This window comes from Acidimicrobiia bacterium, from assembly GCA_040881685.1.
GTDB lineage: Bacteria > Actinomycetota > Acidimicrobiia > IMCC26256 > PALSA-555 > SHVJ01.
Window position 1 is genome coordinate 41,320 of record JBBECS010000036.1, and the last position, 23,404, is coordinate 64,723.

23 protein-coding genes are annotated in these 23,404 nt (G+C 67.6%); 14 read left to right on the top strand and 9 right to left on the bottom strand.

From position 1 onward, the window contains the following. Nucleotides 1-178: 178 nt before the first annotated feature. Together WEE69_08515 and WEE69_08520 are read left to right on the top strand one after the other, a co-directional pair. Complete coding sequence (locus tag WEE69_08515) at nt 179-1,159, top strand: acyl-CoA desaturase (GenBank protein MEX1145331.1); 981 nt, start codon at nt 179-181, stop codon at nt 1,157-1,159. Nucleotides 1,160-1,168: 9 nt separating this feature from the next. After that, complete coding sequence (locus tag WEE69_08520; GenBank protein MEX1145332.1) at nt 1,169-1,843, top strand: VC0807 family protein; 675 nt, start codon at nt 1,169-1,171, stop codon at nt 1,841-1,843. Here the strand turns inward: WEE69_08520 and WEE69_08525 are convergent. Continuing rightward, entirely contained in the window at nt 1,830-1,973 is a 144-nt protein-coding gene (locus tag WEE69_08525; protein ID MEX1145333.1) for a hypothetical protein, read from the bottom strand. The two genes, WEE69_08520 and WEE69_08525, sit on opposite strands and share 14 nt — an antisense overlap. Between WEE69_08525 and WEE69_08530 the strand changes: the two genes are divergently transcribed. Beyond that, a complete protein-coding gene (locus WEE69_08530) occupies nt 1,962-2,603 on the top strand; it encodes a GAF and ANTAR domain-containing protein (protein ID MEX1145334.1) in 642 nt (213 codons plus the stop codon). The genes WEE69_08525 and WEE69_08530 overlap by 12 nt on opposite strands. Before the next feature lie 44 nt (nt 2,604-2,647). Then, on the top strand, nt 2,648-3,388 hold the full coding sequence (locus WEE69_08535) for a GAF and ANTAR domain-containing protein (protein ID MEX1145335.1): 741 nt from the start codon (nt 2,648-2,650) through the stop codon (nt 3,386-3,388). Between the two features lie 10 nt (nt 3,389-3,398). Here the strand turns inward: WEE69_08535 and WEE69_08540 are convergent, their stop codons facing one another. Then, the gene (locus WEE69_08540) at nt 3,399-4,676 is read right to left on the bottom strand and encodes an acetyl-CoA hydrolase/transferase C-terminal domain-containing protein (protein MEX1145336.1); all 1,278 of its coding nucleotides are present in this window, start codon (nt 4,674-4,676) and stop codon (nt 3,399-3,401) included. A 62-nt stretch (nt 4,677-4,738) separates the two neighbouring features. Here WEE69_08540 and WEE69_08545 point away from each other — a divergent pair, with 62 nt between their 5' ends. The 8 genes from WEE69_08545 to WEE69_08580 all read left to right on the top strand — a co-directional run bounded on the left by WEE69_08545 (nt 4,739) and on the right by WEE69_08580 (nt 14,020). Then, a complete protein-coding gene (locus WEE69_08545) occupies nt 4,739-5,128 on the top strand; it encodes a hypothetical protein (protein MEX1145337.1) in 390 nt (129 codons plus the stop codon). Nucleotides 5,129-5,193: 65 nt separating this feature from the next. Next, on the top strand, nt 5,194-5,589 hold the full coding sequence (locus tag WEE69_08550) for a ferredoxin family protein (protein ID MEX1145338.1): 396 nt from the start codon (nt 5,194-5,196) through the stop codon (nt 5,587-5,589). 17 nt (nt 5,590-5,606) lie between these two features. Beyond that, entirely contained in the window at nt 5,607-6,827 is a 1,221-nt protein-coding gene (locus WEE69_08555) for a cytochrome P450 (protein ID MEX1145339.1), read from the top strand. Between the two features lie 84 nt (nt 6,828-6,911). Further along, nucleotides 6,912-7,787, top strand: a complete 876-nt coding sequence (locus tag WEE69_08560) for a hypothetical protein (protein MEX1145340.1) — start codon at nt 6,912-6,914, stop codon at nt 7,785-7,787. Nucleotides 7,788-7,808: 21 nt separating this feature from the next. After that, nucleotides 7,809-8,189 carry a VOC family protein gene (locus WEE69_08565; protein ID MEX1145341.1) on the top strand — a complete coding sequence of 127 codons (381 nt, stop codon included), beginning with the start codon at nt 7,809-7,811 and terminating at the stop codon, nt 8,187-8,189. Nucleotides 8,190-8,243: 54 nt separating this feature from the next. After that, complete coding sequence (locus WEE69_08570; GenBank protein MEX1145342.1) at nt 8,244-8,987, top strand: PIG-L family deacetylase; 744 nt, start codon at nt 8,244-8,246, stop codon at nt 8,985-8,987. 127 nt (nt 8,988-9,114) lie between these two features. Next, nucleotides 9,115-10,683 (top strand): AMP-binding protein, encoded by a 1,569-nt coding sequence (locus WEE69_08575; protein MEX1145343.1) that lies wholly within the window; start codon nt 9,115-9,117, stop codon nt 10,681-10,683. Continuing rightward, nucleotides 10,673-14,020: an AAA family ATPase gene (locus tag WEE69_08580; GenBank protein ID MEX1145344.1), complete on the top strand. Its 3,348-nt coding sequence runs from the start codon at nt 10,673-10,675 to the stop codon at nt 14,018-14,020. Before WEE69_08575 ends, WEE69_08580 begins: the two co-directional genes overlap by 11 nt. Before the next feature lie 58 nt (nt 14,021-14,078). Here WEE69_08580 and WEE69_08585 read toward each other — a convergent pair whose 3' ends face one another. The 3 genes from WEE69_08585 to WEE69_08595 form a co-directional block, all read right to left on the bottom strand. Next, nucleotides 14,079-14,558: a hypothetical protein gene (locus WEE69_08585; GenBank protein MEX1145345.1), complete on the bottom strand. Its 480-nt coding sequence runs from the start codon at nt 14,556-14,558 to the stop codon at nt 14,079-14,081. A 110-nt stretch (nt 14,559-14,668) separates the two neighbouring features. Further along, entirely contained in the window at nt 14,669-16,111 is a 1,443-nt protein-coding gene (locus WEE69_08590) for an AMP-binding protein (protein ID MEX1145346.1), read from the bottom strand. A 6-nt stretch (nt 16,112-16,117) separates the two neighbouring features. Continuing rightward, nucleotides 16,118-17,587, bottom strand: coding sequence for an aldehyde dehydrogenase family protein (locus tag WEE69_08595; protein ID MEX1145347.1), 1,470 nt, complete (start codon nt 17,585-17,587; stop codon nt 16,118-16,120). A 29-nt stretch (nt 17,588-17,616) separates the two neighbouring features. On the opposite strand from WEE69_08595, the gene WEE69_08600 reads away from it, so the two are divergent. Further along, nucleotides 17,617-17,826, top strand: coding sequence for a hypothetical protein (locus WEE69_08600; GenBank protein MEX1145348.1), 210 nt, complete (start codon nt 17,617-17,619; stop codon nt 17,824-17,826). A 7-nt stretch (nt 17,827-17,833) separates the two neighbouring features. Here WEE69_08600 and WEE69_08605 read toward each other — a convergent pair whose 3' ends face one another. From WEE69_08605 to WEE69_08620, 4 genes are read right to left on the bottom strand one after another with little or no spacing between them, the layout of a single operon-like run. Then, the gene (locus WEE69_08605) at nt 17,834-17,992 is read right to left on the bottom strand and encodes a hypothetical protein (GenBank protein ID MEX1145349.1); all 159 of its coding nucleotides are present in this window, start codon (nt 17,990-17,992) and stop codon (nt 17,834-17,836) included. 19 nt (nt 17,993-18,011) lie between these two features. After that, nucleotides 18,012-18,440: a hypothetical protein gene (locus WEE69_08610; protein ID MEX1145350.1), complete on the bottom strand. Its 429-nt coding sequence runs from the start codon at nt 18,438-18,440 to the stop codon at nt 18,012-18,014. A 14-nt stretch (nt 18,441-18,454) separates the two neighbouring features. Continuing rightward, a complete protein-coding gene (locus WEE69_08615; protein ID MEX1145351.1) occupies nt 18,455-19,711 on the bottom strand; it encodes an amidohydrolase family protein in 1,257 nt (418 codons plus the stop codon). Then, nucleotides 19,708-21,093 (bottom strand): amidohydrolase family protein, encoded by a 1,386-nt coding sequence (locus WEE69_08620; GenBank protein ID MEX1145352.1) that lies wholly within the window; start codon nt 21,091-21,093, stop codon nt 19,708-19,710. The genes WEE69_08615 and WEE69_08620 overlap by 4 nt, the downstream gene beginning before the upstream one ends. Nucleotides 21,094-21,274: 181 nt before the next feature. Here WEE69_08620 and WEE69_08625 point away from each other — a divergent pair, with 181 nt between their 5' ends. Then, on the top strand, nt 21,275-23,398 hold the full coding sequence (locus tag WEE69_08625; protein MEX1145353.1) for a DUF222 domain-containing protein: 2,124 nt from the start codon (nt 21,275-21,277) through the stop codon (nt 23,396-23,398). The last annotated feature ends 6 nt before the right edge of the window (nt 23,399-23,404 follow it).

Genomic DNA, 23,404 nt, shown 5'->3' on the forward strand with positions numbered 1-23,404 from the left:
CCCTCGAATCGGCTGAGACGACACGTCCTCAAGCAGGGCGTTGTGTGCACCGATGATGCCTGGAGAGCCCAGAGGCGGTGGTACCGTTGGGTTCTTCCGCCGGATCCGCGGCGGAGATCCGAGTTGCACTGCCCTGGACCTCGGTGGTGTGAGTATCGCCACCTCGCGAGGTTGAGAGATGCAGATCGAGCTCGAGCGCCCCGTTGAAGATCGTCGGTCGGTCGCGCACGTGCCGGCAATCGACGGAGGGCCCAGCCCGAAGAAGAGCTTCTGGCCGGCCCTGGTCACGACGATCATCATCGTGGCGCCCTTCGCCGCGTTGGGCATCATCATCGCCCAGACGGTGAATGGCGACTTCGCCCTCCGTAACGTGCTCATCGCCGCGTTCTTCTACGTCCTCGTCGCGCATGGGCTGAGCGTCGGGTTCCATCGCCTGTTCACGCACCGCTCGTTCCAGGCCAACCGGCCCCTGAAGATCGCACTGGCCGTCCTCGGATCGATGTCGTTCCAGGGCTCGGTCGTCGGGTGGGTCGCCGACCATCGGCGCCACCACGTGTTCAGCGACCATGAGGGTGACCCGCACTCGCCGGTCCGTCCCGCATCGCAGCGGTTCGGTCGTCTCCGTGGCGCGATCCATGCCCATATGGGGTGGTTCTACGACCAAGAGTCCACCAACCGCGAGAGGTACGCCCCCGACCTGCTGGCCGACCGCGACATCGTCATGATCGATCGCCTGTTCGTGCCGTTGTGTGTGGCGACGCTGGCGATCCCCTTCGGGATCGGGTGGGCGATCACCGGCAACTTTGGCGACGGCGTCGCGGCGTTCCTGTGGGCCGGTGTGCTTCGGATCGGTCTGTGGCACCACGTCACGTGGGCGACCAACTCGCTGTGTCACCTGTTCGGCAAGCGCCCGTTCCGAAGTAGCGACAGCGCCCGCAACGTGCCGTCACTCGCCTTGATCTCGATGGGTGAGGCGTTCCACAACGCCCACCACGCGTTCCCGAGCATGGCTCGCTACGGCGTCGATCGGTTCCAGGTCGACACCTCCGCCTCGCTCATCCACCTGTTCGAGAAGCTCGGCTGGGCGACGCGCGTTCGCTGGCCGAACGCGGCGCGCCTCGACGCAGCGCGCCTCATCCCGGTTCGGTCAAATGCCTGACGTCACGCCGTGAGCACGATCACGGCACGCCCGGATTACTGGCGCGATCACGCCGAGCCGACCAGTGTCCGGATCCCATCGTTCGTCCAGCTCGCACGTCGGGCCATCCCGCAGATCCTCGAGGGCGTACTGATCCCACTCGGGTTGTTCCTGATCACGATGCGCTTCTTCGGCATCTGGCCCGCCATCGTCGCGGGGCTCGGCTGGGAGGCGGCGGCGATCTCCCGTCGTCTCCTGACGGGGCGCAGGGTGTCCGGCATCATGATCGTCGGCGCGCTCATGCTCACCACCCGCTCGGTGCTCTCCCTGGCAACCGGCAGCACGTTCGTGTACTTCGCCCAACCGATCCTCGGCGCCGCGCTCGTCGCGTCGGCGTTTCTGCTGTCGGTCGTCATCGGTCAACCGCTCGCACGACGATTCGCGAGCGACTACTGCTTCATCCCGGATCATGTCCAGGACGACAAACGCGTCCACGCATTCATGGTGCGCTGCTCGATGATGTGGGCCGCCGTCGGGTTTGCCAACACAGCGATCACACTCTGGCTGCTCCTCAGCCAATCGACGACGACGTTCATCATGGCGAAGACGTTGTTGTCGTGGGTGCTGTTCCTCGGTCCAGTGGCGGCGTCGGTCTTCTGGTTCCGCCGCTCGATGACCCGCTTCGGTCTCGTCAGGGCAGCTTGAACATGGCTCGACCTCCATCGGGGGTTCCCCTACAGAACTCGGCGCGCTGACGATGCAGCGCCCAGAGCTGGTCGAGCTCCTCACTCGCCTCGAGGGTGATCGCGAACGCGGTGAGCACTTGGGCCCTCATCTGTGCCATGCCTGCGTTGAGTTGTTCGCGGTGAGCGGAGCCGCCATCGTCCTGATGAACGATGACGGCAACGGCAGCGCGCTGGCGGCTTCCGACGACGCCATCCGCGCGGTCGAAGATCTCCAGTTCACACTCGGTGAAGGGCCTGGGATCCAGGCCCACGACTTGGGCCGTCCGGTCTTAGAACCGGACCTGGCGGCGCTGGGCAGCCGGTGGCCGACCTTCGGCCCGGCAGTGCGCGAGCTCGGTGTGCACGCGGCCTTCGGTTTCCCCTTGCGGGTCGGCGCGGCGCGCATGGGCGCGCTCGACCTGTACGCAGATCGCCCCACGGTCCTCGACCCCGAGCGCATCTCCGACGCAATCGTCCTGGCCGAGGTCGTGACCCAAGCCGTGCTCTCGATGCAGGCCGGTGCGCCGGCGGGCAAGCTCCCCCACGAGATCGACCACGCCGACGGTCTGCGGGCTGAGGTACACCAGGCGTCAGGGATGATCTCCGAGCAGCTGGAGATCGGCATCGTGGATGCGCTCGTTCGCCTCCGCGCGTTCGCGTACGCTCGGGGGGAGTCGATCAATGCAGTCGCCCGTGATGTGGTCATGCGGCGCGTCACGATGGACGGTCTGACGGAGTGACAGGCGAGACGGGTTGAGCACACGAGCGGCGAGAGGAGGGCGCGGTGGTCACGAAGCGTGAGACCTTGCTCGCTCAGACCTTTGTCGACGTTGCCGACACCCTGGTAGCGGATTTTGACGTCTTGGAGTTCCTGACCGTGCTCACGTCGCGATGCGTCGAGCTCTTCGACCTGGCCGAGGCAGGGTTGCTCCTCGGCAACGGTCCTGGAGGCGTCCGCGTTGCTGCATCGTCGAGCCACGACGCCCGTCTGCTCGACGTGCTCGAGATCCAGCGCGACGAAGGGCCGAGCCTCGACTGCTTCCGCGCCGGCGCGCTGGTTCAGTGCGAGGACTTGCGCACCGCCGCCGATCGCTGGCCACGGTTCGTCGACCAGGCCGTGGCGTCGGGTTGGCTCTCGTCCTATGCCCTGCCGATGCGCCTGCGCGACGACACGATCGGCTCCCTGAACCTGTTGCGGGCCCAGACGGGCCTGATCGACGCGGCCGACCTTGTCGCCGCACAAGCCCTGGCTGATGTCGCGACCATCGGCATCCTCCAGCACCGCGCCGCGGAAGAGCATCGGCTCCTGGCCGAGCAGCTCCAATACGCGCTCGACAGCCGGGTGGCCATCGAGCAGGCCAAGGGCGTGATCGGCCAGCACGCCGATCTGAGCATGGACACTGCGTTCTCGCTGCTCCGCGGCCATGCCCGTGACCACAACCTGCGACTCGTCGACGTTGCCCACGCCCTGGTCGACCGCTCGCTCGACGTCGAGTCCGTGGCCCACAAGCAGCGCTTGAAGTAGCTCGCGGTCCTCAGCCGAGGGAGCGAGCGTGCTCGCGCAGCCCGTCGCGGAAGTCGGGATGGGCAACCTCGGCGAGCGCCAAGGCGCGCTCGCGCACGGTCCGACCCCTGAGCTCTGCGGTTCCGTGCTCCGTGATCACCACGTCCAACTGATGGCGCGGCGTCGTGACGATCGATCCCGCCGGCAAAGAGGCGACGATCCGAGAGGTCAGCTGGTCGGCGATCGTGGAGGTCGACGGTAGACACAGGAGCGCACGGTCCTGGAGCTGGATGCCGGACGCGGCGGCGAAGTCCTCGTGCCCACCGATGCCCGAGTACTGCTTGCCCCCGATGGTGTCGGCCACGATCTGACCGAAGAGATCGATCGTGAGCGCGCTGTTGATCGTGACCATGCGCTCGTTCTTCGCGATGACGTCAGGCGAGTTGACGACCGACACGGGGAGGAACCGGACCTCTTGGTTGCCGTCGAGCCACGTGTTGAGCTCGGCCGTGCCGGCCGCGAACGTGCTGATCGAATGGCCGACGAACACGCCTTTTCGCTGATTCGTGATCTTGCCCGCCGCGTGCAGCTTCATGAGGCCGGTCGTGAACATCTCGGAGTGCACGCCGTAGTCTCCGCCTTGTCCCTGCGCGAGCAGACCGGCGACGGCCGACGGGACACCACCGATACCGGTCTGGAGCGTCGAGCCGTCGACCACGAATCCGTCGGCCTGCTCAGCGATCGCGAGCTCCACCGCGGTCGGCTCGACGTCAGCGAGCACGAACATCGGTCGGTCGCTCTCCACGAGGATGTCCACATCGTCCACGTGCAACCCGTGCGGATGGTCGGGCGGAAGCCCGAGTGTGCGCGGGCAGGCAGGGTTGATCTCCACGATGAGCACCCGATCGGGGTCGGCGGCAACACGCGTGAGCTCGTCCTGGATCGCACCCGAGTGCAGGCCGAGGCTCATGAAGCCCGACTCATCCGGTGGTGTCGCGAGCGTTGCCACGACTCGCGACGAGGTCTGCTCCGCGACAGGGCCGAACCGTCGGAAGTCAGCCGGGATGTATTGCACCTCGGCGCCCGAGTCGATGAGGAACCGCTCGGCGGGTCCGAAGAACCCGGTGCGGTAGTGCACGTTCGGCTTCGTGAGCACCTCGAACAGGTCGACGAGCAGCGCGCCCAGCACATCGAGCTGCTCCCAATCATCGCGTTCGCCGAGCGCGTGCAGGAACCCGGTCGGTTGCCCCGGTCCAAGTGGGATCGTCAGCGAGTCGCGCGGTCGCAGCTCGCCCACTGCCTCAGCCATCGTTCGGATCGTGGTGTTCCCCCGCGCCGCCGTCACGCGGGGGACCGTACACTCGAAGGACCATGGGACGAATGTTCGACAGCTTGCGCGCCGCGCTGCGCGCTCGCGGTGCAGCGAAGCCGCTCGAGTCGATGGATGCGATCGACCAGGCGGGTGCAACCGGCGCGGCCGAGAGCCTCATGGAGCAAGTTGTGAAGGGCGCCGAGATCGACCCGAAGGACGCCGACTTCGCGCCGGTCGAGGGTGTCGGGGTCGATGAGTACGCCACGATCTGCAAAGCGATCGTCAACGCCGGCCCGCAAGCCGACGAGCAGAAGGCGCTGGTTATCGTCGCCGAGCACGGCGTCGACGCTTCCAAGTGGACGCAGATCGTCGAGGTGTGGAACGAGCGCGTCATGCGCAGCAACCCGGTCAAGATGCGTTACAGCGCCACGTTCATCAGCCAACCCTGATCACAGCGGGGCTTCCTCGAGGGAGCTCCTGGGTAGATCCCCGAGAGCGACCAGAGGAGTGAGAGATGTCCGGGCTTGCCATCATCACCGAGGCGTGCATCGACGTGAAGGATCGGGCGTGCGTGGACGTATGTCCGGTCCAGTGCATCTACGAGTTCGACCCGGCGAAGAACATGCTCTTCTCCGAGGCGGAGGCGGGAAGCGGCGTCACCGAGAACACCCATCAGCCGAACCCGGACATGGTCTCGGTCTTCGCGGACAGCATCCTGTACGTGAACCTCGAGGAGTGCACGTCGTGCACTGCGTGCTACCAGCCCGACGTGTGCCCTGTCGGCGCCATCTATACCGAGGAGGGCGTCCCCGACGGAAGCGCGAACGCCAAGTACAACGCGAAGGACGAGAACAAGGGCCACGACCACACGTTCTTCATCCAGCTGAGTCGCGAGGTCTTCGCCGACTAGCGGGATACGTTGTGGCCGTGACCGACGACGAGAAGGCGTTCAACCCGTTCGACGCCGAGCAGGTGCAGGACGCATGGCCGTTGCTCGCCGAGCTTCGGAAGGAAGGACCGGTCGCGTCGATCTCCGGTGGGATGCACTACGTGACCCGTCATGCCGAGTGTCAGGCCGTGCTCCGGGACACGACCTCGTTCTCGAACGCATCGGGCCTCAAGGAGCCCGGTGTCGTGGTGCCGCTCGAGGATCGGGTGCTGGGCGAGCTCGATCCACCTCTGCACACGCCGGTCCGCCGGGTGATGGTGACGGCGCTGACCCCGCGCGTGGTGCACGCGGCTGAGCCGTTCATCCGCGAGACGGCCGGTCGTCTGCTCGACGCGATCCCAGTGGCCGGCACGGCCGACCTGGTGCCGGCGTTCACGGCCCCGCTTCCCAACCGAGTGACCGTGTACCTCCTCGGGTTCCCGCCGGAAGACTCCGACCGGATCGCGGCGTGGACCAAGGAGTTCATGGAGAGCGGTTTCCCGCTTACGAACCGAACCGCCCGCGGCGAAGGGTTCGAGAACGCCTTTCCCGAGTTCGTCGGCTACATCGACGAGCAGATCGACCGACGAGAAGGCGCCGATCTCGACCCTGATGCACCGACCGACGTCGTCACCAAGCTGCTCGCGCTCGAGGTCGAAGGGAGTCGGCTGACCCGTCGGCAGGTCCGGGCGCTCACGCGCAACCTGATCACCGGCGGGTTCACGACGACGAGCCAGCTGCTGGGGAACTTGCTCAACCAGATGTTGACCAACGCCAGCGTCGAGCACGCGCTGCGCACCGATGACGCCGCGCTCGATCGCGCGATCGAGGAGAGCCTCCGCCTCTCACCGCCAGTGCTGTTCGTCGCCCGCGGCTGCGTGCACGACACCACGATCGCCGACGACGTCCCGGTGCACCCGGGGGAGCGCGTGATCGTCGGTTCCGCATCCGCCAACCGCGACAAGCAGCTGTTCGACGATGCCGACACGTTCCGCATCGACCGTGCGAACGCCGATCAGCACCTCACGTTCGGCTACGGCTCGCACGTCTGTCCCGGTGCGGCGCTTGCCCGAGCCGAGGCTCGCATCGCGATCGCCGCGTTCCTCGAGCGGTTCCCGCCGGACTCGATCCGCCTCGCGCCCGGCTACGAGTTCGTCAATGTCCCGACGTTCTTCGAGATCGGCCCGCGATCGCTTCCGGTGGAGATCAGTCGGCACTGATCGTCCGCGGGCGTGCCCGGAACCGGGTTCCCGGTCTCCGGTTCAGGCGCACCTACCATGGCCCCACGCGGCACCGGAGGATCCATGGGTTCGTTCATCAGTCTCATCGCCAGGCGAGGCAAGCTCGCGTTCCAGACCGCGGTCATCGTCGCGTTGCTCCTGGGCCTGCGCTTCGCGGTCGAGGAGTTCGACTGGGAGTTCGTCGAGGTCTCGTCGCTGCTCACGGCGCTGGTGTCTGGTGGGATCTTCGTGGTCGCGCTCGTCGTCGCAGGCACGCTTACTGACTACAAGGAGAGTGAGCGCGTGCCGGCCGAGATCGTCGCCGGCCTGTCGAGCATCCACACCGACGGCACGATGTTCAAGAAGGAGAAGGCCCACTTCGACCTCGCAGGCCTCGAGCGCCGGCTGCGCAACGTGGTGCTCACGTTCCGCTCCGATCTGGAGAAGCCAGGGGAGCGCACGTGTGTCGCGGCGGTGAACGCCATCAGCGAGTCGTTCGCGGAGATGGACCGGCTGGAAGTGATCGCCACGTACATTTCCCGCCTGCGCGGTGAGCAGTCGGCGATCCGCAAGTCCGTCTTGCGGGTGTACCACATCCAGCAGACCGAGTTCGTGCCCTCGGCGTACATGTTGATCTGGACCGTGCTGTTCGTGGCGGTCGGCATGCTCACGTTCACCGAGAACTCGTCGAGTGCTGAGGCGTATGTGCTCCTGGGCGCGATCTACTTCCTGCTGCTCTACCTCGCGCGCCTGCTCCGGATCCTCGACACGCCGTTCCAGCCCCGCCGCTTCACGAACGACGACGTCGACCTGTTCCTGCTCGATGACTTCGCCGCCAGCATGGAGGACAACAAGGCGTCGACAAACAGCGATGGTGGTGTGCACTGGGACGCCCGCCAGTTCGCCAGCGACGTGGCGGTGGAGCTCGCTCGGCTGACGGAGCACCAGAAGAACAGCTGACAAGACGTGATCCTCGCCCAGGTGAATCTCTTCGTAGAGGACTTCCCGGCGATGCTCGCGTTCTACCGAGATCAGCTCGGGTGCGAGATCATCGACATCGAACCGGGCCCGCCCGCCGTGCCACTCGTCAACTGGGCATCGATGGTGGCCGGGAACATGATTCTGGAGCTCTTCGACGCCGTCGCGTACTGCCGCGATGTCGACGAGCTCCGCGCCGATGCGCGCTCGGCCATCGAGCTGTGCTTTCTCGTCGACGACGTAGATGCCGAACGCGCTCGCCTCGAGCAGGCCGGGATCAGCTGCCACCCAGTGCTCGAAGAGGAATGGGGTCGGTTCTCCTACTTTCGCGATCCCGCAGGCAACCGGCTCCAGATCTACCAAATGTCCGACAAGTCGCATTGACTTCGTCGGCGTTCCGATGACCCCAGGCCTGGTGCGTCGGTAGCCTCCAGATCGATGTTCGGCGCCGTCGCAACCAGTGACCTTGAGCGCATCGTGGTCGTGTCACCGCACTTCGACGATGCCGCGCTCGGCACCGCACACCTGCTCTCGGCGAACCCAGGCTCGACCGTGATCACCGTGTGCGCGGGCAAGCCGCCGACCTATCCCGCCGAACCGACGGAGTGGGACGCCCTTGGCGGCTTCACGGTCGGGGACGACGTCGTCGAGCTCCGCCGTGTCGAAGAGCGCGCCGCGATGGCCGTGTTCGAGGCAGAGCCGGTGTGGCTCGACTTCGTCGACTGGCAGTACCAACAGAAGCACGAGCGTGCGACACCCGAGCGGGTCGCGGAAGCACTCGAGGCCGCGCTGCGCGCCGCCGCGCCTAGCGCGGTGTTCGTGCCGATGGGGATCGCCAACCCCGACCACGAGCTCACGCAGGATGCGGGCCGCCTCGTGGTCGACCGCATGCCCGATATCGCGTGGTTCGCGTACGAGGACAGCGGCTACAAGCACATCCCGGGAATGCTCGCCTGGCGCATCTCGAAGTTGTTCCACTCCGGTCTCTGGCCCACACCCGCGGTCATCCCTGCGCCGCCCGACCCCGAGCGCAAACGCCGCGCGATGGACTGCTACAAGTCGCAGCTCGGCCCGTTGGAGCGCGACCACGCGCTGTCCACCCGTCTCAACGCGCCCGTACCCGAGCAGTACTGGCGCCTGGCACCACCGCCTGAGGGCTGGGAGCGGCTGACGGAGCGGTAGCCAGCGTGCCGGATAGAGCACCAGATCACGGTCGACTGCACAACGGAGCCCTCGCCCGGACCGACCCCCCTTTGCCTCAGTCGTCTGGTTGACGCTTCGTGAGGCGCGGCCACAGACTCGCCTGCCGATGGGCGGATCACCGACCGAGCGGGAGCAGGACCATGAGCGGTACCGCTCCGAGGGTTGGTGGCGCGAGGACAGGCTCACTGACGACGTGCACCGCTGGGCGTCGACGCAGGGTGACCGCGTCGCTGTCATTGACGAGCACCGGCGCATCACGTGGGCCGAGCTGTGGAACGAGGCCAGGGCCACGGCGGCGGCGCTCCAGCGCCTCGGCATCGGACCGGGCGACATCGTGTCGTCGCAGCTGCCGAACGGCGCGGACGTGGTGGTGCTGCACGTGGCCGTCGAACTCGTGGGCGGCGTCCACAACCCGCTCGCAGTCCAGTTCCGGGAGCACGAGATCGACCAGGTGTACGGACTGCTCGGCAGTCGTCTCGTGCTGCACCCGGGCACGTGGCGGGACGTCGACTACGGCGCCATCCAACGTGCGACCCAGGCCGCGACCGATGGACGGGTCGCGGCCGCGAGCGACGTCCTGGGCGGGGAAGCGGTCGAAGGCGCGCCTGAGACGACACCATCCAAGGCGTCCGACGGTGCGTACATCCTCAACACGTCAGGCACGGTCGCCATGAAGGGTGTGCTACACAGCCATGAAGAGGCGCAATACTCGTCGCGCACCGTCGCCGAGATCGTCGCCCTCGGCCCTGATGACGTGGTGATGTGTGCGGTGCCGATGTCGTGGGGTGCGGGGCTGTGCTGGGGCCTGCGCTTCGCGCTGTTCAGCGGGGCGACCCTCGTCTCGATGGAGCGCTGGGACCCGCGCGCTGCCGCCGACCTCATCGACGCCGAGGGCGGCACGTTCATCTACGGCCCGCCCACGATGGCGCGCGACCTCGTCGACCTCGCCGACGAATGGCGCCCGGCCGGTCCGCTGACGATGATCTGCGCAGGCGCGCCGATCCCGCGCCAGATGTGCGTCGACGCCCGCGAGCGCCTCGGTCTGTCGCTCATCCCCGGCTACGGCCAGACCGAGCACCTCCACTCGGTGCTCGGTCGGCTCGACGACCCGATCGAGAAGCTCACCGGCTCCGACGGCCGCGCGCTGCCGAACGTGCAGGTGCGCGCGGTGGACGACGACGGCAACGAGTGCGCTCCGGGCAACCCCGGCGAGCTCGAGTGCCGCGGCCCCAACGTGGCACTCGGCTACTTCAACCAGCCCGACCTCACCAACGAGACATTCCGCCCCGACGGCTGGCAGACCACCCAAGACCTCGGCACCTTCGACGCCGACGGTTACCTGCGCATCGCCGGAAGGAAGCGCGACATCATCATTCGCGGCGGGCTGAACGTCTCACCGCGAGAGGTGGAGGAGCTGCTGTTGCGCATCCCAGACGTGAAGGACGCCGCCGTGGTCGGTGTACCCGATGCCCGATACGGCGAACGCATCTGCGCCTTCATCGTCCCGACGGGCAAGACGCCACCGACGGTGGACGAGATCACCACGGCATTCGGCGAGATGGGCGTCGCCAAGTACAAGTGGCCTGAGCGCATCGAGTCGATCGACGAGCTCCCCCTGACGACGACGGGGAAGGTCCGCCACCAAACCCTGCGGGATCAGCTCAGTGCCTCCTGACGCATCACCGAGCGAGGCGGGCAAGGACGCCAAGGTCCTCCCCAAGGGGCTGGTGACGTTCCTCTTCACCGATCTCGAGGATTCGACCCGCTTGTGGGACGAGCACCCCGACGTGATGCCGGCCGCGCTGGCGCGCCATGACGAGCTCCTTCGCGCCGCGGTCGAACGCCATGGCGGAGCAGTGGTCAAGACGACCGGCGACGGCCTGCTCGCCGTGCTGACGTCGTCGTCCGACGCGGTTGCCGCCGCCGCTGATGCACTCCGGCGACTCGCGACGGAGGAGTGGGGTGGCACCGGAGCGTTGCGCGTCCGCATCGGCATCCACACGGCCGACGCCGAGCCGCGTGACGGCGACTACCACGGCCCCGCGGTCAACCGCGGCGCTCGGTTGATGGCGGCGGCGCACGGGGGTCAGATCGTGCTCAGTCGCGCGAGCGCCGACGAGGTGCGCGACGCGCTGCCCCGCGACCTCGGGCTCCTCGATCTCGGCGACCATCGACTTCGTGGGCTCAGCGGGCCGGAGCGCGTCTACCAGCTGACGGTCGCCGAGCTGCCCTCGCAGTTCCCGCCCCTCCAGACGCTCGATGCCTTCCCCGGCAGCTTGCGGCGCAAGGAGCCGTCGTTCGCCCGCCTCGACGATGGGCTCGCGGGCCGCGACGCCGAGGTCGACCGGCTCGAACGCGCGTGGCAGCAAGCCGGCGACGGCGCGGTGCAGGTGGCGCTCGTTGCGGGGGAGCCGGGGATCGGCAAGACGCGACTCGCGGCCGAGATCGCGCGGCGCGCCCACGAGCAGGGTGGCGTGGTGCTCTACGGCCGTTGCGACCAGGAGACGATCGTTCCGTACCAGCCCTTCGTCGAGGCGCTGCGCCCGCTGGTTGCCACGATCTCGCCCGCCGCGATGCACGAACGGCTGCACGGCCTCGAGCAAGACCTCGCGCGCCTCTTCCCCGAGTTCCTCGGCCGGATCCCCGGAGAGGTGCGACCGATCTCGGGCGACCCCGAGACCGAGCGGTACCGCCTGTTCGAGGCGATGACGACGATGATCACCGGGGTCGCGGTCGGGCAGCCGGCGCTGCTGGTGCTCGACGACGTGCATTGGGCCGACCGGCCGACCTTGCAGCTGCTGCGCCACCTCGTGCGGGCGGCGCGCCGCGCCGCGCTGCTCGTCGTCATCTGTTACCGCGACGTCGAGCTCGCGCGCGACGCTCCGCTCGCCGACCTGCTCGCCGACCTGCGCCGCGAGTCGTTCGCAACGTGGGTGGCATTGCACGGCCTGTCCGTCGCGGAGAGCGCAGCGCTGCTCCAGGGCATCGCCGGGCACGTGCTCGAGGCCCCGCTCGTCGAGGCGTTGCACCGTGAGACGGGCGGGAACCCACTGTTCCTCGAGGAGCTGCTGCGCCACCTCATCGAGACGGGCGCGCTGGCGTCGACCGGCGGCGAGACCCGCGCGATCGATGTCGGGGCCCTCGACCTCCCCGCGGGGGTGCGCGAGGTCGTCGTGCGCCGCCTCGCGCGGCTGTCGCCCGTGGTGAACGACGTGCTGAGCGCGGCGGCCGTCGTGGGCTCGGACTTCGATGCGATGCTCCTCGGTCGCGCGATCGAGCGTGCCACGGAGGAGGTCCTCAACGCGCTCGACGAAGCCGGGGCAGCAGGGCTCGTCGCCGAAGATGCGGGCGGCGCGGGGCGGTACACGTTCTCGCACGCCTTGATCCGCCAGACGCTCTACGGCGAGCTCGGCGTCGCCCGGCGCGCGCAGCTGCATGCCCGGGTGGGCGAGGCGCTGGAAGCGACTCGGGGGCTTCCGGTCGGTGCCGCCGTGCTCGCACAGCATTTCACCCGGGCCTTGCCACTGGTCGACGTCGGGAAGGCCATCGAGTACACGACGAAGGCGGGCCACGACGCGGCGGCCGACCTCGTCTTCGACGATGCCGTCGCGTTCTTCGAGCGTGCGCTCGAGCTACTGGAGCAGCACGCGCCGACCGACGCGATTCGACGCGTCGACCTGCTCATCGATCGCGCCGAAGCGCTCGTGAGCGTCGACGAGCGCGCGGGCATCGAGGCCGCGTTGGAGGCCGTGCACGAGGCCCGCGCCATGGCCTCACCGGAGCGCTTGGGGCGCGTGGTCGTGGTGTTCGCGGAGCCTGGCTACGGCGCGATGGCCTACCCCTCCGAGGTGACCGAGTTGCTCCGCGAGGCCGTCGCCGCGCTCGGCGACGGGCACCCCGCGCTGCGGGCTCGCTTGATCGCCATCCAGGCGTTCAAGAGCGCGTCGTACCAGCTCCCCGTCGGAGCCGGCTGGGAGCTGACCGGCGAGGCCCTCCGACTAGCGCGCACCGCCGATGACTCCTTCACGCTGGCCAACGCACTGCATGCGCGTGCGACCAGCCTCGAAGGGAGTCCCGATGTCGCCGATCGCATCGCTCTCGGCGAGGAGCTGGTCGAGCTCGGACGGAGCCTCGGCGCGGCACCGACCACGTTCGGACTCCGTGTCCTCGCGCGGGCCCACATCGAGGCGGGTGACGCCATCGCGTTGTCGGCGACGATCGCGGAGCTCGGTCGCGTCGGCACCGAGCTCCGGTGGCTGCCCGCCCGGCTCTTCCACGCGCAATGGAGCGCAACGGTCGCGCTGCTCGAGGGTCGCTTCGACGAGGTCGGCACCTACGCCGAGGCGATGCGGGGGTACGAACGTGCCTACCAGGCCGCGGCAGGGATGCTCGCGGTCCAGAGCTTCTTCCTGGCACGCGAGCGCGGCGAGGTCAGGGACGCGCACGGGCTGGCCGGAGTAGCAGAGCAGCACGTCCACACCATCTATCCGCGCGCGCTCTTCGCGGCCTCGTTGCACGCGTCGGGCGACGCGGACGGCGCGCGCGCCGTGCTCGAGCGGCTGGGCGCCGCGGGGTTCCACCGCGACGCGCGCGAGAGCGGATGGGCGGGCGGCCTCGCCCTCCTGGCCGAGATCGCGAGCGACTGTGATCCGGGTTCGGCCCGCGAGCTCTACGAACTGTTGAGCCCGTACGCAGGCCGCTTGGCGGTTGCCTTGGGTGGCTTGGCCTGTCTCGGCGCGGCCGACCGCTACCTTGGCATGCTTGCCGCCGCGCGGCGGCAGTGGGATGTCGCCACTGCGCACTTCGACAACGCGCTCGTTCTGGAGGAGCGGATCGGCGGTCGGGCGCTCCTTCCCCGCACGCAGTACTGGCGGGCACGCGCACTCCGCGCCCGCGGTGCACCTGATGATGTGCGTGACGCGCGAGCGATCCTCGAAGCTGTGGTCGACGAGTCGGCGCGTCTCGGTATGCGTCAGCTGGGCGAGCAGGCCTCGGCGCTGGCGAACGAGTGAAGGATGGCGTGGATACGCCGGCGAAGCCTCGGCCCAGACCGCCTGGCTCGATTGCGCGTTACTTGGCGTTGAGGATGCTGGCCTGGAACTCTTCCTGCGAAAGCGGCACGAAGACCACGACGCTGATCTGTCGCGGACCTGCAGCGCTGTGGATCTCGAAGTCTTCGGTGACCCCGCTCACCCACACCGTGTCGATCGGCAGCGGCTCGTCACCGCTCATCGCGAGTTCGATCGCAGTCGTGTAGCCGTCGCGGAACACGCGGTCGACGTTCTTGCCGCCGAGCGCGCTGAAGTCGGCGAGCCAGTGCTCGTAGAAGTGCGATGCCGTGCCCACGTCGCGCGGGAGGCGCTGCGTGGCGTCCTTGGCTTCGTTGGCCCGCTCGATGTGGGCTGTGATTTCCGACAGCGGCTGGTCGTCGTACTCGCTCATCAAGTCGAGCGCGTGCCGATACGTGGCGCGCAGCTCGTCGGGTGTGCCACTGAGGTACTCATCGAGGGCCTCGACCTGCGGGATCTTGAACACGTCAGGGTGTGGCATCGGTCGTCTCTCCCCCTCGCCGCGAAAGGAGCGGCGTCCGCCGGGATCCTAGGTGCCGAGCGTTCTGCGTGCGTCGAGATCATGAAGCGGATCCACGAACTCCGGTACTGCTACGCGCCGGGAAGTACGTCGACAAACCGGACCGTGCGGGGCTTCTTGAACGAAGCCATGCGCTCACCGCAGTAGTGGATCAGCTCGTCCTCGGAAAGACTCATGCCCGGTTTCGTGACCACGAGTGCTTGCACGACCTCACCCCATTCGGAATTGGCAACTCCAATGACCTCGCAGGCTGCGACCGCTGGGTGTTCCTTGATCCGTGCCGCCACTTCGGCTGGATAGATGTTTTCGCTCCCTGACTTGATGAGGCGGTCCATCGAGCCGAGCCAGGTGAGCGAGCCGTCTTCTTTTCGGCGCGCGAGGTCATTGGTGTGGTGCCAGTGGCCCGTCCGTCGTTTCGCGTTCAGCTCAGCGCGCTCGTAGTACTTCTTCATCGTCGTCGGGCCCCTGGCGATGAGCTCGCCGACCTCGTCTGCTGGCAGTTCGGTGCCCTTTTCGTCCACGACGCGTGCCTGCACGCCATGGGGAGGACGGCTGCCCAGTGCGTGGTACGTGAGCATGCCCATCGTCTCGGTTTGGCCGTAGCCGCCGGGTTGCGTGTCCCATGGACTTGTGCCGAGGGTGACCATCGCGTCCCATGCGGGGTTGCGGGATGGTGAGCGGAGGCTCTTGAGGTCGTACTTGCGGACCTTGTTGAGCTCGACGATCTCGTTGATGGTTTTGTCGATGAAGTAGGCCGTGGTGCAGCGCTCGGTCTGGATGAGGCGGCAGATCTCTTCGCCGTCGACGCGTCGCGCGAAGACGTTCGTGCCGCCCCGGTGGAAGGTGCCGATGAGGTTCATCAGGCCGGCTACATGGAACATCGGCTCGCTCGCGAGGTACTTGGTCTCGTAGGTGAAGTCGTGGGTTGTGCTCCAGACGAGCGACTGCCAGAGCATCGCCGTCTGGCTGAGCAATGCGCCGTTTGGGGTGCATTCGAACGCAGCCGTGTAGAGCATGAGTGCCGACGCCGCGGCGTCGACCAGGACGTCCGGATCAACGGGGGAGGCGTCGACAAGTAGCGCCTCGAACTCGCCGTTGTCGTGCTGGATCCAAGTCGCCGCGTGTGCCGCCTTCTCGCGCGCAGCGCTCACCCGTTCGCCGATCTCCTCCTCTTGCCAGATCACGATCTTCGGCTTCGAGTCGTCGAGCACGAACGCCATCTCGTCGGCGCTATTGCGCCAGTTCACCGGGCAACAGATGGCGCCGAGCTTCGCGGTGGCCAGGAGTGTCTCGAGGAATCGATGGCAGTTCTGCCCCAGCCAAAGCACGCGCTCGCCCTCGGTCACGCCGAGGTCGGCAAGCGCGTTCGCCAGACGGTTCACCCGTTCGTCGAGCTCGGGATATGTGAAGCGGTGTGTGCCGCAGACAACCGCGGTGCGCTCGGGATACGAGCGGCGCTGCTCGCGCAGGACATCGCCGAGGGTGAGGGAGTGGATGACGTCGATGCCGGCCACGATGCCTCAGCCGCCCTCCGCGGGCCAGTACACGGTCTTGAGCTCCAGGTACTCGTGCAGCCCGTGGTCGGAGAGCTCACGGCCGAGGCCGCTGCGCTTGAAGCCGCCGAACGTGCCGTTGAGGCTCAGGCCGCCGGCGCCGCCGTTCACGTTCACCATGCCGATGCGCAGCCGCTGCGCCACTGCCATCGCCCGCTCGGTGCTGGCGCTCCACACCCACGAGCACAACCCGTAACGCGAGTCGTTGGCGATGCGCACCGCGTCGTCCGCGTCGCGGAACGGGATCACGCAGGCGACAGGCCCAAAGATCTCGTCCTGGGCGACTGGCCACGAGTTGTCCACGTCGACGAGCAGCGTCGGCTCTAGGAAGTAGCCGCGTTCGAGGTGCGCCGGCCGCTTGCCCCCGAAGGCGACGGACGCACCATCGTCGAGGCCTGACTGGATGTAGTGCTCGGCCCGGGCGCGCTGCGACTCACGGATGAGCGGGCCCATCGCAACGGTCGGGTCGGCCGGGTCGCCCACCTTCACGCCGGCGAGCGTGTCGACCATGCGCGCGACGAAGTCGTCGTGCACCGACTGCTCCACGAGCATGCGGGTCGGGTTGCCGCAACCCTGCCCCTGGTGGCGGATGTACTGGTTGGCCGCGGCCGCACCGATGGTGTCGATGTCGGCGTCGGCGAACACGATGTACGGCGCCTTGCCGCCGAGCTCAAGCAGCAAGCGCTTCACCGAGTCGGATGCCTGGCCCATGATGCGGCTGCCGACCACGTCGGAGCCGGTGAACGTAACCATGTCGACGGCCGGGTGCGACGTGAGCTCCTCGCCCGCGGCGGCGTCGCCGGTAACCACGTTCACCACGCCCGGCGGGAAGTCGGCCGTCTCGAGCACTTCGGCGAGCGCGAATGCTTCTAGCGGCGTGTACGGCGACGGCTTCAGCACCACCGTGTTGCCCATGGCGAGCGCGGGACCGAGCTTCCAGAGGTTGAGGTACATCGGGAAGTTGAACGGCGTGATCGCCGCCACCACACCGACCGGCACCTTGAAGATGGCGCCGTCGCCGGCGATCGACGGGTCGTTCAGCGGTTCGACGTACGGGAACGTGGCGGCACGCTCGGCCCAGTGGGTGAAATGGTTGATGCCGACGGTCGTCTGTGTCGAGTTCGCCAGGTCGACCACCGAACCGGCTTCGGCGATGTTGAGCTCCGCGAACGCAGGCTGGCGCTTCATCATCTCTTCTGCGGCGCGCAGCATGAGCTTGGATCGTTCTTGCGGCGTGAGTCGACCCCACGGTCTGTCATCGAACGCGGTGCGCGCCGCGAGGACGGCCTTCGTCACGTCCTTCGTCGACGCCTGCGGTACCTGTCCGATGATCTCCTCGGTCGCCGGGTTGATGACCTCGAGAGTTTCCGCGCCGGTCCCGTCCTCCCACTTCCCGTCGATGAAGAGCCGGTACTCCCAACGGAAGCCGGCACTCATGGCGATGACCTCGCCGTACGCTTGCCGACGTGACGGATCGTTATCGCCGCCGGTACGGCGTCATCTTCCGACGCGGGAACCTCGGCGGACCACCAGACGGAGACCCACGAATCGGTCCCGTCAACGACGGCGGTCGCGACGCGCCCATGGGACCGCGCGATCAGACCTTCTTCAAGCACTTTTTCTGGGTGGCCGCGGTCATCGCGGTCGGGCTGATCGTCTGGATTCTTGTCGAGTAGCTCGGCTTCAGCCCGGCGGGGGAACGAGCTCACGAACTTCCGCGTAGCGCTCGGGCGCACCGGGTTCACCAGCGGTGAACTGCGCCGCGTCGTCGCCAGACTCGAACGGTCCGACGATCTTGTCCGGCGAGGTGTGCGCCGGACCACACATGACGACGTAAGGCATTCGCTCACGATACCGAGCCTCAGTTCGCCTTGGCGCGCTCGTTGATCGCGTTGGCCAATGCATCGCCATCGCGCGGCACATGGAGGCCGCCGGTCGAACCGTCGGCGAATGTGACCGTCAGCATCGGTTTCTCGTACGCGGCACCTGCGACTTGGTCGAAGGACCACGCCGCACTCACCGCCTTCGGCCTCCCAAGCACGGTCTTCACCGGGAAGAACAGCACTCGTCGATCGGACACGCCAAGGATCCCGGTGCGATCGATCTTGGCTGCTTCACTCCCGGCGGGGTCATCCGTCGCCTGGTCGGCCGTGGCCTCGTACCGTGTCGGCGCGATTCGGTCGGCGAGGTGGAGGACGCCCTTCCCGAGCCCGTAGCAGGCATCGATCACGGCTTCGCCTGGCTCCAGGTCATCGTGGTCGGCGATCTTCTTGACGAACTGCTTCGGCATGGGACCAGGATCGCTCAGACGCGTGCAGCAATGCCGAAGAGTGCCGCCGCGTTACCGCCCATGAGCGCGTCGGCGGTCTTCTGGTCGATGCCGTTCCCTCCGAGCATCGACCTTGCTTCGGCGGACGTCGACGTGTCGTGGTTGGGATACCGGGAGCCGAACGCGGCCTTGGCGGCGATCTCGTCGACGAGGCGTGCGACGGGCGTCTCCCAGGCATCGAACGACAGCAACAGCGGGTGCTCGGCGATCACGTCTTCAGGTTCGAGGCTGACCGGATTCTCGGGCGGGTTGAGCACGCCCGGGATCGAGAGCCACAAGTAGGTCTCGGCCTTCTCGAGCACCAACGGCAGCCACGACGCGCCGGAGTGGAGGAGCGCCAGCTTGAGGGTTGGCATGTCCTCCAACAGGCCGGTGAACAGCGTGGCCGTGAGAAACGTCGCGTTGTCCTGGAACAGCGCAGTGGGCTCGGCGACCGTGTGGCCGATGCCGAGGCGAGCGGACACGCGCTCGACGAACGAACCGGCTGACGTCGGCTCCGGGTTCGTGATTCCGAGCGACGGGTGCACGCAGGCCACGAGGCCGAGCGAGTCGAGCTGGCGCCACAGCGGCAGGAAGTGCGCGTCGGTCACGAACACACCGCCGGTGGGGTGGTCATACGCCATGAACGCCGATCCGCCGGCCGAGCCGTTCATGCTGGCGTTCGGCTCGCGGGCGTAGAACATCGGACGGATCGACACCGAGCGGAAGCCGCGCTCGGCAGCTCGGTCGAGCTCTCGGCGCGCCAGCAGCACGCTCTGGAGCGGCAACACCGCCGCCGGATGCAGACGGTTGGGCGCGGCCTGGGCGAAGTCCCACACCCAGTCGTTGTACGCACGGGCGAGCACCGCCGCGACGTCGGGGTTGGCGACGAGCGGGAGGTGCTCGGCAAACAACGTGGGGTGCAAGACGGCCTGGTCGACGCCCATGGCGTCCATGTCGTGCAGCCGCATCTCGGCGTCCCATGCGCCTGCGTTCGGGTCATGGAACACGTTGGGGTCGAGGCCGCCGATGTCACTCGGCGTCGTGCCTGGATACCAGATCGCCTCTCGGATGAGTCGGGATCGACCGAGCTCTTGCACCGGTGCGCCATTGCGGATCGTGAGGCGATGGCCGTCGTCGTCGAAGCCGTGCCACAGCGCGGCACGCGCCGCGGCTTGGTACTCCTTGGGGACGTAGTCCTCCCAGAGGAACTCGGGTTCGTAGACGTGGGAGTCGATATCGACGACGGTCATGTCGTCAGCTCGGTGCGGCGCGCGTGTGCCTGCTGCTCGGCCCACTCGTCAAGCTCGGGACCGCCGGGGAACCAGTCGGGCCGCTTGATCGGCGCGGGCTCGTCCTTCACGAACACCCTGGCGTCGATGTTGTACATCCGGCGGGCGTTGCCGCCGAGCAGCTTCGCCTGCACCTCGTCGGGCACACCGATCTCGCGCATGGCGCGGATGGCGCTCCACGAATCGGCGCCGTCGTGGTGATAGCAGTCCGACGCCCAGATCCCGATCTCCTCGAACGTGTCCCACTGACGCATCGTCTGCGTCTCGTCGGACTCGAACGAGATGACGCACTGCTCGTGGAACGCCTCCGACGGCAGGCGCTTCGCCTCCCACTTCCGCTCGTTGGCGTACAGCTGGAACAGCCGATCGCAGTGCGCGAGGAACGGCACCAGCCACTGCGAGTTTGACTCGAACACCGCCATCCTCAATCCGGGATAGCGGTCGAGGAACCCACACAACAGCACCTGTGCGAGCCACACCTGGATCTCGAAGATGAAGGAGAGCGTCTGGCTGTCGGCACCCGCGTAGGCCACGAGCTCACCGGGCGACGCGAGCAAACCAGGTCCTGCCGTCGACGGCGGATGGTGCGCGGGGAATGTGTGCATGCCGAGCACGACGCCGGTCGCCTCGAACGTGCGGAACAGGTTGTCGAGCGTGACCGGCGGCGTGCCGCCGATGCCGAAGCCCGCCGTGTCGAGTCCGAGGTCGTTGGGGTAGCAGCCGGCCGCGTCGAACGGGCGCATGAGCGCGACCGGGAAGCCACGGTCGGCCACCCGAAGCAGCTCGGTCACGGCGTGCTCGGGGCTTTGGAGGGGGAGGAGCGCGGCGGGGTAGAGGCGGCGCTTGTTGTGAGAGCACCAGTCGCGGGCGAAGTCGTTGTACGCGCGGCAGAACACGTCGACGCCCGCCACGTTCTCGGCGAACGGCAGGTTCTGGATCACCTTCGTTGGGATCACCAGCACCTGGTCGATGCCCATGAGGTCGAGGTCGCGCACTCTGGCCTTCGGGTCGGTGGCACCCTTGTGCTCGAGGTAGTCGCGCTGCTCGGCGGTGAGCGGCACCATGGACGCGAGCCGGCGCACGATCTTCTTATTCATTTGCGGACCGGCGATGCAGATCGGGTTGTACATGCCCGCCGGCGCGTACTCGCCATTCCCTCCGCCGCTGGCCCTCTCGCCGTTGAGCCAGGCCTGCTCGTTCGTCTTCCAGTACGTGGCCCGCACCAGCTCGCGCTGGGACTTGGGGACGTAGTCCCAGATCTTCAGGGGGTCGTTGATGTGGGCGTCGCAGTCGAAGACGGCGAAGTCCTTGGTCACCCGCTCCGGCGCAGCCCCCGATTTCATGCGGTTCTCATGGTCCCACGGTCGTCGACAATTCATCAACGTTCGCGTTGACGCCAGGCCCCGAGATTTCTTGAGAAATCTGCCCCTGGGCTTGACAAGGCGAACATATGTTCGCTATCGTGTCGACGACAACTTCCCCCATCGGCCCCACCCAGGTGGGCCGTCCCGGAGGAGGGAAGTCGTGTCCACGAGAGTCCGCCAGGCGATCGAGCTGCTCCTCGCCGAGCTGGCCGACGTCGACCCCTCCTGTGTCGACGGATCTCGCGCCCGAGAGCTCATGGAGGACTTCGCAGAGGTCCAGCACCTCGGGGGTGCCGGGGTCACGATCATGGCGCGACGGGTGGAAGCGGCGGGCGCGTTCGATCTAGCCAAGCACCGCAGCGCGGCGCATTACCTTGCCAAGGTCACCGGCACGACGGTCTTTGCTGCCGAGCAGCAGATCCGCACCGCGCGTCAGCTCGAAGACCTGCCGGCCACCCACGCTGCATTGCGCGCTGGCCGGCTCTCGGGTGTGCAGGTCAAGGAGGTCGCCGCCGCGGCCGCCGCGGATCCGTCGGCGGAGCCGATGATGCTCCGATGTGCGCAGATCGACGGAATCAAGGGCCTCAAGGCCGAGGGTGCCCGCGTGATCGCGGCCGCGGCCCGCGATGCCGACAAGCAGTACGAGCGGATTCATCGCGAGCGGACGTTCCGGCACTGGAGCGACTATCACGGCTCCGGCCGCATCGATGTGCGCGGCCCACTCGACCTCACCACCCGCGTCGCGCTGGCCCTCGTGCCGTATGAGCACGAGCTGTTCGAGGCCGCCCGCAAGAACGACGAGCGCGAGCGCGCCGACGCGCTGATGTTTGACGCGCTGGTGGCCATGGCCGACGCGTCAACCGGAGAGATGCCCAAGGGCACGGGGCCGATGCCGACCATCGCGGTCCGGATCGACCACCGAGCGTTCGTGACCGGTGACACATTGCCCGGCGAGGTGTGTGAGATCGCCGGCGTCGGCCCGATCCCGGTGAGCGTGGCGCAGCGCCTCGCGGAAGACGCGTTCCTCAAAGCGCTCGTCACCAATGGTGTCGACGTGCTCGCGGTCTCGCATCTCGGCCGCACGATCCCCGCACACCTGCGTACCGCGCTCGAGGAGCTCTACCCCGAGTGTGCGATCGCCGGCTGCAACGCCAGCTACGGCCTCGAGATCGACCACAACCAACCGGTCGAGGTAGGCGGACTGACCGAGCGCCGCAACCTCAACAAGCTCTGTCGCTACCACCACACGTACAAGCACCGCCACAAGCTGCGCCTGGTCGGCGAAGGCACCAACAAGAGGTTCTTGTCCGCCGCCGAGTGGCTGCCGCCCGATCGACCACCCGACTGCCCAGGTGGCCGACAACCACAGGGGCAGCCGCCCCGGGCGCCGGGCTCTCGTGGCCGCATGATGCTCATCAACGCGAACGTTGATGCTTGGGTCATGCCGCCCGTAGGCTGCCACGGCCGTCCGCCCAGGGGAGCCATGGTCAAGCAGCAGCGCGCCACCGAAGCCGATGCGCCGGTCGCGGCCGACTCTCCGGCGACCTGTGCAACGAACGGTGCGATCACGTCGCGTCGTCTGAGCCCCGACGGCTTCTCGATCTGGCTCTACGTGAGCGAGCTCGAGCCGGGCGCGAGCTTGGAGTGGGGCCGCGAGCACGGCGACGAGGCCGTGTACGTGATCAGTGGCGCGCTGGGTGTTGATGCAGGCAAGATCGACAGCGCTGGAGCACAGGACGGCAAGCCAGAGAACGATGTGGAGCGGGACGCATCGTGTCCCGCCGGCGGGGCGCTCATCGTGGAATCGGGCGTCGCGGGCAGGGTCGTGGCGTCCGGCTTCACGAAAGTTGCTCACTTCGGGTCGGCGAATCCGTCGGCTGCACTACGGGGCGCGACGGTCCACGTGATCGGGCCACGTGGGCGCTACGAGTCGCCGCCCGACAAGCCGTTCTTCCGGTTCTTCGCCGACTCCACATGCGAGACGTGCGACGCCTTTCTGCTGTTCTCGCAGCGTGACGACGGTTGGTCGGTCACGCCGCACTCGCACAGTGCCGACGAGCTCATCTACGTGCTCAGCGGCGGTGTGCGCACGGGGAACCAGGTGAACAGCACGGGCACGTGCCTCGCGTTCCCGGCCAACGTGAAGTACGCGCTCGCGGCCGAGCCGAGTGGCTTCGAGACGATCAACTTCCGCGCAAGGCGCTCCGAGCTGAAGTTCGTCGACGCCGATGGAACGATCGAGGAGACGGCCGCCAACGTCGGTGGCGTCGAAGTGCAGCAGTGACGATGG